This window comes from Brachybacterium sp. GU-2 (assembly GCF_030866705.2).
In the GTDB taxonomy this organism is placed as follows: Bacteria; Actinomycetota; Actinomycetes; order Actinomycetales; family Dermabacteraceae; genus Brachybacterium; species Brachybacterium conglomeratum.
In genome coordinates this window covers 1,432,930-1,444,482 of record NZ_CP133037.2, presented here as the reverse complement: position 1 = coordinate 1,444,482, position 11,553 = coordinate 1,432,930, and the positions used below count along the sequence as shown (strand labels likewise).

At 72.7% G+C, this 11,553-nt stretch carries 9 protein-coding genes; 6 read left to right on the top strand and 3 right to left on the bottom strand.

All coding sequences use genetic code 11. The features are described from left to right. Positions 1 to 178: 178 nt before the first annotated feature. Positions 179 to 1,087, top strand: a complete 909-nt coding sequence (locus RBL05_RS06635; protein ID WP_308740184.1) for a Bax inhibitor-1/YccA family protein — start codon at positions 179 to 181, stop codon at positions 1,085 to 1,087. Positions 1,088 to 1,198: 111 nt separating this feature from the next. Continuing rightward, positions 1,199 to 2,683 (top strand): cardiolipin synthase, encoded by a 1,485-nt coding sequence (gene cls, locus RBL05_RS06630; RefSeq protein ID WP_308740185.1) that lies wholly within the window; start codon positions 1,199 to 1,201, stop codon positions 2,681 to 2,683. A gap of 43 nt (positions 2,684 to 2,726) precedes the next feature. On the opposite strand, the gene RBL05_RS06625 is transcribed toward cls, so the two are convergent. Further along, on the bottom strand, positions 2,727 to 3,524 hold the full coding sequence (locus RBL05_RS06625) for a hypothetical protein (protein ID WP_263312033.1): 798 nt from the start codon (positions 3,522 to 3,524) through the stop codon (positions 2,727 to 2,729). A gap of 34 nt (positions 3,525 to 3,558) precedes the next feature. Next, a complete protein-coding gene (locus RBL05_RS06620; RefSeq protein WP_259882493.1) occupies positions 3,559 to 4,488 on the bottom strand; it encodes a hypothetical protein in 930 nt (309 codons plus the stop codon). A gap of 205 nt (positions 4,489 to 4,693) precedes the next feature. Between RBL05_RS06620 and thiD the strand changes: the two genes are divergently transcribed. Then, positions 4,694 to 5,569 (top strand): bifunctional hydroxymethylpyrimidine kinase/phosphomethylpyrimidine kinase, encoded by an 876-nt coding sequence (gene thiD / locus RBL05_RS06615; protein ID WP_259882491.1) that lies wholly within the window; start codon positions 4,694 to 4,696, stop codon positions 5,567 to 5,569. A 291-nt stretch (positions 5,570 to 5,860) separates the two neighbouring features. Here the strand turns inward: thiD and RBL05_RS06610 are convergent, their stop codons facing one another. Continuing rightward, complete coding sequence (locus RBL05_RS06610) at positions 5,861 to 7,075, bottom strand: glycoside hydrolase family 3 N-terminal domain-containing protein (RefSeq protein ID WP_308740186.1); 1,215 nt, start codon at positions 7,073 to 7,075, stop codon at positions 5,861 to 5,863. Positions 7,076 to 7,152: 77 nt separating this feature from the next. Between RBL05_RS06610 and RBL05_RS06605 the strand changes: the two genes are divergently transcribed. From RBL05_RS06605 to RBL05_RS06595, 3 genes are read left to right on the top strand one after another with little or no spacing between them, the layout of a single operon-like run. Next, positions 7,153 to 7,737: a hypothetical protein gene (locus RBL05_RS06605; protein ID WP_308740187.1), complete on the top strand. Its 585-nt coding sequence runs from the start codon at positions 7,153 to 7,155 to the stop codon at positions 7,735 to 7,737. 50 nt (positions 7,738 to 7,787) lie between these two features. Further along, entirely contained in the window at positions 7,788 to 9,995 is a 2,208-nt protein-coding gene (locus tag RBL05_RS06600) for a prolyl oligopeptidase family serine peptidase (protein ID WP_308740188.1), read from the top strand. 39 nt (positions 9,996 to 10,034) lie between these two features. Further along, a complete protein-coding gene (locus RBL05_RS06595) occupies positions 10,035 to 11,519 on the top strand; it encodes an alpha/beta fold hydrolase (protein ID WP_308740189.1) in 1,485 nt (494 codons plus the stop codon). Positions 11,520 to 11,553: the final 34 nt, after the last annotated feature.

Sequence of the window (11,553 nt, the reverse complement as noted above, 5' to 3'; positions counted from 1 at the left end):
GCGCCGGCACGGGCGAGGAGCGGCGCGGCGGCGGCCCCGAGCGCGGGTCACGCTTCGCTCACGGCGCAGAGCACGCCCAGGTGGATCTCGGGAACGCCCGTTAGGCTGGGCGGGTCGGTCCGGTGGACCCTGTCGAGCTCCGCCGTCGACCCCCGATCATTCCCACGTGAGGAGTCACATGGCACGCCACAACATCGTGTTCGGCCGTGACCAGGCAGTGCAGCAGGGCGGCAGCGCGTACAGCGGCCCCCGCTTCGGCCAGGGCGCACAGACCGGACCCGCTTCCGACACCCGGTGGTCCTCCGGCTTCGGCCAGCAGGGCGGCGACCAGCTCGAGGCGATGTACGCCCGCCCGGCCGCCACCGGTCACGACACCGGTCGCATGACCATGCGCGATGCGCTCAACGCCATCAGCGCGACCCTCGGCGTGATCATCGTGGTCGGCTTCGCCGTCGCGATGATGCCGCTCGCCCTCGGCCTCGTCGCCGGCGACCAGGGCATCCAGATCGGTCTCGCGGTCACCGGCGTCCTGACCTTCGTCGGCGTCATCGGCGGGCTCGTGACCTCGCTGATCAACATCTTCAAGAAGCAGCCCTCGGTGATCGCGGTGCTCGCCTACGCGGCCTTCGAGGGCATGTTCCTCGGCGGCATCACCGGCAGCCTCGAGTGGGCGGCGGGCGGCGCCTACCGCGGCATCGGCCTGCAGGCCGTGCTCGGCACCCTCGCGGTGGCCGCCACCGTGCTGGTCCTCTTCCGGGTCGGCGTCCTGCGCACCTCCCCGCGCCTGAACAAGATCTTCTTCGTCGCGATGGTCGCGTACCTGCTGTTCGGGCTCGTGAACATCGGCTACCTGCTGCTCTCCGGGCAGAGCCTGCGCGACGGCGTGCTCGGCCTCGTGATCGGCGGCCTCGCCGTCGTCATGGCCTCCTACTCGCTGGTGATGGACTTCGAGGACGTCCAGCGCTCCGTCGAGGCGGGCACGCCGCGGAAGTACGCCTGGCGCCTCGGATTCGGCATCGCCGTGACCATGGTGTGGCTGTACGTCGAGGTGCTGCGGATCCTGATGATCCTGCGCGGCAACGACTGACGCCACCGCGCGGCGCCGCCGGCGTCGCACTCCGTATGCTGAACGGCGGGTCCTCTCGGGGGCCCGCCGTTCCGCCTTCCGGGGACCCGACGATGCAGGAGGAGACTACCGATGGGACTGTGGCAGTGGGTGCTCGACAACTGGGCCCTGGTGTGGACCTATCTCTACGTCGGCATCGATGTCGTCCTGCGGCTGATCAGCCTGGTCGTCGTCCCCCGGAACCGTCGGCCCGGCTCGGCGCTCGCCTGGCTGCTGGCGATCATGGTGCTGCCGATCGTCGGCTTCCCGCTGTTCCTGCTGCTGGGCCGCTCCCAGCTCCCGAAGCGCCGGCTCGCGAAGCAGAAGGTCGTGAACCGGCTGCTGCGGGTGCGGGCCCACGAGATCCCCGACAGCGAGCTCGACGAGGACGCGCCCAGCTGGCTGCAGTCCGCCGTGCAGCTGAACCGCGAGCTCGGCGCGTTCCCGCTGACCGGAAAGAACTCGGCTGAGCTCGAGATCGACTACGACACCTCGATCGCGCGGATGGCGGAGGACATCCGCACCGCGCGCGAGAGCGTCCACGTGCTCTTCTACATCATGGGCCTCGACGAGGTCACCGAGGACTTCTTCGAGGCGCTCGCGGAGCGGGCCGACGCCGGCGTGACCGTGAGGGTGCTGTACGACCACTGGGGCGCGGTCAGCCACCGCGCCGTGTACCGCGCGATGCGGCAGAAGCTCGACGCCCACGGCATCCAGCACGCTCCGATGATGCCGATCCGCCTGTTCCGCGACGGTGCCTTCCAGCGCCCGGACCTGCGCAACCACCGCAAGATGGTCATCGTCGACGGCGAGGTCGGCTGGATGGGCAGCCAGAACCTCATCGCCGCCCACTACGACAAGCCCGCGAACATCCGCCGCGGCCTGCACTGGCAGGAGACGATGGCCCGCTTCCGCGGCCCGATCGTCTCGGAGCTGAACCTGCTGTTCGCCTCAGACTGGTACTACGAGTCCGACGAGATGCTGCCCGTGGAGACGCTGGTGAGGCCCTCCCCGGACTCCTCCGGCACCTACGAGTGCCAGCTCGTGCCCAGCGGCCCCGGCTTCGTCGCGGAGAACAACCTGCTGCTGTTCAACCAGCTGTTCTACTCGGCGGCCCGGCGCATCGTCGCGGTCTCGCCCTACTTCGTGCCCGACGAGTCGATGCTCTCGGCCCTCATCACCGCCGCGCGGCGCGGGGTCGAGGTGGAGCTGTTCGTCTCCGAGATCGGCGATCAGTTCCTGGTCTTCCACGCCCAGCGCTCCTACTACTCGACGCTGCTGGATGCGGGGGTCAAGATCTGGCTCTACCGCGCCCCGACGATCCTGCACGCCAAGCATGTCACGATCGACGACTCGGTCAGCGTGATCGGCTCCTCCAACATGGACATGCGCTCGTTCCTGCTGCAGATGGAGTGCTCGCTGATGGTGGGCGGCACCGACTTCATGGAGAAGATGCGCGAGGTGGAGGACACCTACCGCTCCCGCAGCCGGCAGCTGACGCGCGAGGAGTGGGAGTCCCGGCCCCGCACCATGCAGGTCATCGACAACCTCTGCCGCCTCGCCTCCTCGGTGGTGTGAGGGAGCGCCCCGGCCGAGCGGCGGGCCTGGGCAGGGGAGGAGCTCAGGCGACGCCGGTGAGGGACTCGAGGGCCTCGGCGGCGGCCTCCTCGTGCTCGGCGACGCCGACCGCGGTCTCGAGCATGAACACGCTCGGACCCTGCGGGGTGTCCAGCACGATGACCGTCAGGCTCGTCGCGGAGGTCAACTCCATCGGGGCCTTCGCGAAGTTCACGGTCGCGGTGGTGCGATAGCCGGGCAGGCCCGCGATCGTCACCGGTTCGGTGACCTGGTCGTCGAGCGTGCGCCCCTCGGTGTCTCCCCAGATCGACGCGGCGAAGTAGCACGCGACGATCTTCTCGGAGGCGACCTCGTTGCCCGGGTACTCGATGCCGGGCTGCCACTCGACCGCGCCGACGAACATTCCCGAGTACCAGCCGTCCTCGACCTGCGCGTAGGCGCCCTGGGCGTCGTTCACGTACGCGACGCCGCGGGGCGTCTGCCGCTGGTCGTAGACCGCGGGCGGGATGAACTGCAGGCCCCCGCCGCGCAGCTTCCCGGAGGGGTTGTCGCCGGCGCGCTCCATGGTCTCCGGCTGCCAGCAGCGCTCCTCCTCGACCTCGCCCGTCGGGGTCGCCGACGCGCTCGCAGAGGCGCTCGACGGGTCCGTCGTGGTCGCGGTCCCGCCGGAGGCGGGTTCGCCGCCGTTCCCGCGGAGCACGAGATAGCCGATGGTGCCGCCGACGATCAGCAGGAACACCGCGGCGAAGGCGATCCCGCCGATCAGCAGCGGCGTCGCCCGGCCCCCGCCCCCGCCGGGGGTGGCGGGCTGGGTGGGGGTGAACTGCGGTCCGGTGTGCACGGCTGCTCCTGCAGGGGGATCGGGAAGCGGTCGGTCACTCGACGACGTCGAGGCTCGCGATGATGTCCTCGAGGTTCTGGACATGCTCGGGCTGATCGGCGGCGACGTCGCTGGCCAGGGCGCTGGGGCCGTTCGGCGTCTCCACGACGATCGACGTGACGATCGAGGCGCTCGAGGTGTCCAGCACCTCGGGGTCCTCGAAGTGGTAGGTGGCCTGGACGATCCAGGCGGCGGTGCCGTCCACCGTCATCACCTCGGAGCGGTAGTCGGTCACCTCCGGGTGCTCGCCGAAGTGGGAGACGACCCCGGAGGTGGTGGCGTAGCACTGGAAGATCGCGACGGCCGAGGCCTCGAGACCGGGATAGCCGCCCTCGTCCTCGGGGAAGGTGACCCGGCCGAGGTTCACGACGCTGTACCAGCTGCCCTCGACCCGTCGGCCGTCGGCCGCGATCTCGGTGAGATAGGGCAGGGAGTGGACGGCCCAGCCGTCGCCCCAGCCCTCGGGGCTGGTGTACTCCAGCCCGCCGCCGCGCACCGTGCCCGTACCGGAGGGCTGCGGCGGGGTCGTGTTCTGCGGGACCGTGCACTCGGTGGTGGGAGCCTGGGTGAAGATCGGCGGGGGAGGGGCGATGTCCGGGTCCTCGGGATCGGGGACGTACTCGGACTGGCCTTCGGCGCTGCGGGGCCCGGTCGAATAGGCCGACGGGTCCGGATCCTCGAGCACGGAGCGGAAGACGGTCTGGGAGAGGATCAGCGCCAGCACGAGCAGGATGACGACCGAGCCGCCGATCACGGCGATCATCGTCAGCCGGGTGCGGTGGCGGGCGCGCTCGCTCGGCTCGCCGAGGGTCGCCGGCCCGTGGTCCTCGCCGAAGTCGGGGAGTCCCGTCGGGGAGGTCGAGGAGGCGAAGTCGGGCAGGGGGGCGCTCTCGGGCGAGCCCTCGCCGTGCGGCTCCTGCGTCATCGGCACCTCCCCTGTCCCGGGCCCTGTCCCCGGTCGCCTCCCGGCGGGGTCCCCGTGACCCCCGTCCGGGGGAGATTGTCCCACGACCGGGCGCGTCCGCCGGGCATCCGGGCCGCCGCGTCCCGGCAGGGGGATGCCAGGGACGGTTGGTACTCTCCGCTCACGGGTCATCCGGGGCCCGGTCCACTCGTCGGATGGAGATCGCATGCGCCCGCCCCTCGTCCTGTCCATCGCCGGATCGGAGTCCGACGGCGCCGCCGGCGTCCAAGCGGACCTGAAGACCTTCACGGCGCTGGGCTCCTACGGTGCGAGCGCCGTGACGATGGTGGTCTCCGCGTCCCCACAGGGCGTGCGCGGGGTGCACCCGCTGCCGCCCGAGGTGGTGCGCTCCCAGATCGACGCGGTCTCCGAGGAGCTGCTGCTGGACGCGACGAAGATCGGCTCGCTGGGCAGCGCCGCCGTGGTCGCCGAGGTCGTGGCCGCGCTGCGGGCCCATCGTGAGCGCTTCGGGACCGTGGTGCTGGACCCGGTGATGGTCAGCGCCGACGGCACGGCGCTGATCTCGGCGGAGGGCGCCGCGGCGATCGAGCACGATCTGCTCCCGCTCGTGGACGTGCTGGTGCTGACCATGAGGGAGTCCGCGCAGCTGCTGCGCCGGGCGGTGGCGACCTCGATCGAGGAGATGCGCGAGCACGCGCTCGCGCTCGTCGCGAAGGGGCCCCGCTCCGTCCTGATCACGGGCGGGTCGCTCCCGGGAGACGAGGTCGTCGACGTGCTGGTCCATCCCGGCGGCACGGATCTGCTGCGGGCGCAGCGGATCGAGGGACGGACGCTGCGCGGGGCGGGCACGACCCTGTCGGCCGCGCTGACGGCCCAGCTCGCACGGATCGCCGAGTTCGATCGGGCGGGGGAGCTGCAGGAGATCGGCGAGTCGGGCACGGACGACGACATGCCCACGATCGTCGCCTCGGCGCGCGAGTTCGTGGCGAGCGCGAGCGAGAACGCGCAGGACTGGCGCCTCTCCCGCACCGCCGGCGGCCACGGCCCGGTGAACCACCTCATCACCCTCGGCAAGGACTGAGCGACGTACTGGCGAGGGACGAGCCGGTAGGAGCTCGGTCGAGAGGGCAAGGACTGAGCGACGTACTGGCGAGGGACGAGCCGGTAGGAGCTCGGTCGAGAGGGCAAGGACTGAGCGACGTACTGGCGAGGGACGAGCCGGTAGGAGCTCGGTCGAGAGGGCAAGGACTGAGCGACGTACTGGCGAGGGACGAGCCGGTAGGAGCTCGGTCGAAGGTACAGGACTGAGTCGGGCGGAGCGCCCGGCCCGGCCCGCCGCCTCGCCCTGCCCGCCTCCTGGTGCCGCGCGCGGTCAGAGCAGCCCCAGCGCCTCCTTCAGCGCGAGCATCCGGCCGGCGGACTCCCGCACCCGCTGCTCCTGCTCCTCGCCACGCCCGGCCCACTCCTCGATCGCGTCGACGAGCTCGCCGGTCAGTGACGGGTCGGCGGTGAGCACCGCGTCGCCGCCTGCCTCGAGCAGCCGGGTCGCGCGCTCGGCGACGGGGACGTCGGCGACGGCCTGAGCGGCGCCGATGTCGTCGGTGACCACGAGCCCCTCGAAGCCGAGGCCGTCGCGCAGCAGGTCCTGGATCGCGGCGGCGGAGAACATCGCCGGGACGTCCGGCTCGATCCGCGGATAGATCGCGGAGGACATCATCACCAGCTGCGCGCCGGCGTCGATCCCGGCGCGGAAGGACTCGAGGAACGGGTCCTCGGGCCCGGTGGTCGTGTCCTCGATCCCCTCGGCGGAGAAGTCGGTGTTCTGCTCCACCCTGCCCAAGCCCGGGAAGTGCTTCAGCGTCGCGCCGATGCCCTGCTCGGACAGCGCCTCGACCGCGGTGGTCACGCAGTCGGCGACCTGCTCGGGATCGGTGCCGAAGCCGCGGTCCAGCCCGCCCACGGGCTCGTTCGCGTCGCCGAGCTCCGGGTCGACGACGTCGGCGACGGGGGAGAGGGCCACGTGCAGCCCCCGCGCGGAGAGGTCCTCGCCGATGCTCGTGTACGCGTCGGCCACCGCCTGCGGACCCTCGGCGCCGAGGGTCTCGGCCGAGGCCGTCTCCCGTGCCGCGTCGCCCCGCAGCATCCGCACCTGGCCGCCCTCCTGGTCCACGGCCAGCAGCGGCGGCAGCTCGGGGCGGGCGAGCGAGAAGGCGGAGTCGACGACGGCGTCGACCTGCTCGGCACTCTCCCACACCTGCAGCAGGAAGATCCCTCCGGCGTGGTGCTCCTCGAACGTCGCGGTCGGGATCTCGGAGCCGGCGGCGATGCCGACGAGGACCAGCTGTCCGGCGATCTCGCGCGGCGAGAGCCCCTCGAGCAGCTGCTCGGCGGCGCTCGGCGGGGCGGTCGTCGTCGGCTCCTCGCCGTCGGACGGGTCGCCGTCGGACGGGGCGGTGCCGCCGTCTCCGCCGTCGGAGGGGGCCGCGCCCCCGCCGTCGCCGCCCGGGCACGCGGGGTCCTCCTCAGGGGCGGTGCAGGCGGCGAGAGCGGCCGCGGGGGCGAGGGCGAGCAGGTGACGACGTCGCATCCCGCCAGTGTTCCATGCACGCAGCGGGCCCGTCGGACCGGGTCCCCGGGCCCGGCGCTCGCCGTATCGTGTCCTCCATGAGCGACCAGATCCTCCCGCAGGACCATCCGCACGCCGCGCGGCTCGAGAACGGCACCGGCACCTCGCTGGCCGAGTGGACGGACCGGCTCGACGCGGCCGGCGGGCGCGACCTCGACCACACCGCGATCGCGCGGATGCTGGTGGAGCGGTGGGAGGTCGAGGAGTGGTGGGCGCAGGGCGTCACCGTCGCCTACGAGCAGGTGATCGGCCGCCGCGTGGTGGGGCAGAGCTGCGACGGGGACTTCTTCGCCTCCGCCTCCCGCACCGTGCCCGGCACGCCGACGCAGGTGCGCGACCGCTGGGACGCTTTCATGACCGAGGCCCGCCGCGACGGCCTCGGTCTCGAGGAGCCCCTGCTCAGCGACACCGCGACGTGGCGCTACTGGCGCGCGGCCGTCGCCGACGGCAGCCGCGTCTCGGTGAACATCACCGCGAAGGACGAGGGCCGCAGCACCCTCGGCATCGAGCACAAGGGCCTGGAGACGGCCGATGCGCGGACCGCCTGGAAGGGCGCCTGGAAGGGCGTGCTCGGCGAGTTCACCGCGCTCCCCGAGCAGACCGACGGGCAGGGCGACCGGTGACGGACCCCGCCCCCACGACCGACCGGACCACGACCACGGAGATCCCCACGATGACCGACAGCACCGACCAGGCCGAGCACACCGCGCATCTCCCCGCCCCCGACGGCAGCACCGACCCGCACGCCTGGCTGGAGGACGTCACCGGCGAGGAGGCGCTGGACTGGGTGCGCGAGCGCAACGCCCGCGCCGAGTCCGCGCTGGAGAGCGTCCAGGACCCCGCCGATCCCGACGGCGCCCCGCTCGCGGAGACCCTGCAGGGGCAGATCCGGGAGATCCTCGACGCGAAGGACCGCATCCCCGGCGTCGTCAAACGCGGCGAGCACCTCTACAACGTCTGGACCGACGCCGAGCACGAGCGCGGGCTGTGGCGACGCACCACGATGGAGTCCTACCGCACGGACGAGCCCGAGTGGGAGATCCTGCTGGACGTCGACGCGCTGAACGAGGCCGAGGGCGAGGACTGGGTGTGGCACGGCGCGCGCCTGCTCCGCCCCGCGGGCCTGGCAGACGGGGAGCCCTACCGCCGCGCCCTGGTCGCGCTCTCCCACGGCGGCTCCGACGCGGACGTCACGCGCGAGTTCGACCTCGAGACCCTCTCCTTCGTCCCCGAGTTCGAGGGCGGCTTCGTGCGCCCCGAGGCCAAGGGCTCGCTGTCCTGGATCGACGAGGACACCGTCTGGGCCTGCACCGACTTCGGCGAGGACACCATGACCAGCTCCGGCTACGCCCGCCAGGCCCGGATCTGGCGACGCGGCACGCCGCTGGACGAGGCGGAGCTCGTCCACGAGATCCCCGCCTCGGACATGGCGGTCTTCGCCGCGCACGACCACACCCCCGGCTGGGAGCGGGACTGGATCGTCGAGGCCCACGCCTTCTACGACCAGACCGTGCACGTCGTGGACCGGTCCGCGACCCCGCCGGAGCTGACGACCGTCGAGGTGCCCCGCGACCTCGAGGCGACCGCGCACAGGGACCTCGGGATCTTCAGCCCCCGCAGCGACTGGCAGGTGGGAGAGGACGTCTACCCGGCCGGCTCCCTCGTCGTCGGCGACTTCGCCCGCTTCCAGTCGGGCGAGCCCGAGCTGCACATGCTCTTCGAGCCCACCGCCTCCACCTCCCTCGCGGACATGACCATCACCCGCACCGCCGTGGTCCTCTCCATCCTCGAGGACGTCGTGCACCGCCTCGAGGTCCACACCCGCGACGAGCACGGGCAGTGGGTGCGCCGAGATCTGTACCCCGAGCTGCGCGGCTCGATCGGCGTCTCCGCGGTCGACGCCGACGAGAGCGACGAGATCTGGGTGACCGTCACCGACTTCATCGAGCCGACCGCGCTGCTGCTCGGGGACCTCGCCGAGGTCGCCGGCGGCGGCGAGCCGACGGACCTCGAGCCGGTGAAGTCCGCCCCGGCCCGCTTCGACGCCGAGGGGCTCGAGGTCACCCAGCACTTCGCCACCAGCGACGACGGCACCCGCATCCCGTACTTCGAGATCTCCCAGGTGCGCCAGGAGGGGGAGGAGCCCGGCCCGCGTCCCACCCTGCTCTACGGATACGGCGGCTTCGAGATCTCCCTGACCCCGTCCTACCTCGGCGCGATCGGGAAGACCTGGCTCGAGCGGGGCGGCACCTACGTGCTCGCCAACATCCGCGGCGGCGGCGAGTACGGCCCGGCCTGGCACCAGGCGGCGCTGAAGGAGGAGCGCCATCGCGCCTACGAGGACTTCTCCTCGGTCGCGAAGGACCTCGTCGAGCGGGGCGTCACCGACCGTGACCACCTCGCGGTGCGCGGCGGCTCCAACGGCGGCCTGCTCACCGGGAACATGCTCACCCAGTACCCGGAGCTGTTCGGCGCGGTGATCATCCAGGTGCCGCTGCTGGACATGAAGCGCTACAGCCACCTGCTGGCCGGAGCCTCGTGGATGGCGGAGTACGGCGACCCCGACACCGAGGACTGGGAGTTCGTGCGCACCTTCAGCCCGTACCACCTGCTCTCCGAGGAGCGGGCCGCGGACTACCCGCCCACCTTCGTGCTCACCTCCACCCGCGATGACCGCGTCCATCCCGGGCACGCCCGGAAGTTCACCGCGGCGCTCGAGTCGCTCGGCGCCGACGTGCGCTCCTGGGAGAACATCGAGGGCGGTCACGGCGGCGCGGCGAACAACGAGCAGGCGGCGCGGATGAATGCGCTGCTGTACACCTTCCTGTGGGACACGATCGGCGGCGCGACGGGCAGCGGTGCGACGGGCGGCGACGCATGAGAAGCCCCGTGCCCCGTCGGACGCGATGAGAGGACGGCGATGAGCGAGGAGCCCCGCACCTCCCGGACCCCCACGTCCGGGCTGCCGGCCCTGCCCCTGCCCCGGCGGATCGCGCCCTGGGCGCGGCCGGTCGAGATCATCGAGCGCGCCACCCAGGACGAGCTGCTGCAGATCCGCAACGATCTCATGACCGTCTACCGCGAGGTGGAGGGGGAGGGGCCGGAGCTGTTCCCGCTGCGCTACGCCCGCGCGACCCCGCGCCGTCCCCGCCGGGTGCGGGGAGCGGACGGGAGCTCGCCGCCCGAGTCCCTCAGCCCCGAGGTGCCGGTCCTGATCCTGCCCGACGGTCCGGCACGGGCCTCGGTGCTGCCCTACGACGTGCTGCGCCGCAGCCTCGCCGCGCGCGGGGTGGACGTGCTGATGATGGAGCACCGCGGCGTCGGCTTCTCCCGGCTGGACGCCGTCGGGGAGGACCTGCCCGCCCGGGCGATCACGCTGCGGGAGGTGGTGCGGGACGTGCTCGCCGTGCTCGACCGCGCCGGCGTCGAGCGGGCGGCGCTCGTCGGCACCGGCTACGGCGCCCAGCTCGCCCAGATCCTCGCGATCCTGCACCCGGAGCGGGTGCACTCCCTGGTGCTGGACTCCCCGCGCAGCGCCGCGACCGACGAGCTGGTCGCCCAGCGACGTCTGCGCGAGCTGTACTGGGACGGCGGCGAGGCGACCACCTCGTCCACCGCCGCCGTGCTGCGTCGCCTCGCCGCGGAGGGGAAGGTGGAGGCCTCCCGCGCCGGCCCCGTCGTGCTCGCCGTCCACGAGCACGGAGGACCGGCCGCGGTGCGCGATCTCGTGGACCTGCTCGCCGTCGGTCGCGGCTCCCTGACCTGGTCCAGCGTGCGGAAGGTGCTGAACCGGGCCTGGCTCGAGTCGACCCCGTTCGTGGTCGAGCACGACCTCGTGGCCCGTCTCGTGCACACGGAGCTCGGGTACGGGGCGTACGCCGACGGGGGACCGCTGGACCCGCTGCTGCTCACGGGCGAGGAGCGCCGGGCCGTGCCGCCCTTCGCGCGCGAGCCGATCGACCTGCACGCCCTCGCCCCCGCGATCACCGCCCCGACCCTGGTGATCTCGGGGAGCCAGGACCTGGTCAGCCCGACGCGGGTCGCCCGGGAGGTCGCCGGGCGGATCCCCGGCGCGCAGCTGCTGGAGATCCGCGGCGCGGGCCACTCGATGCTCGACACCCGCAGCCGCATCCTCCAGATCGCGGCGCGCTGGAGCGCCTGCGGGGTCGCGCACCGGCTGCCCGAGCACGCCGCGGAGCTCGCGGCGCTGCCGGTCTCCGCGACCGACCGGGCCCTGTCGCGGGGCCTGCAGATCGCGCTGGCGGCGGAGCGGCACTCGCCGTGGCGGCTCCGGCTCGAGTCCGCGCGGGCGGAGCGGGAGCGACACGTGCTGGAGCGGGCGCAGGCGACCTCCCGAGGTCAGCGGGGCCGACGCACCGGCACCGTCCGGGAGGACCCGGTCTGAGGAGCACCGCCGGCCCGGCCTGACGAGACCTGAC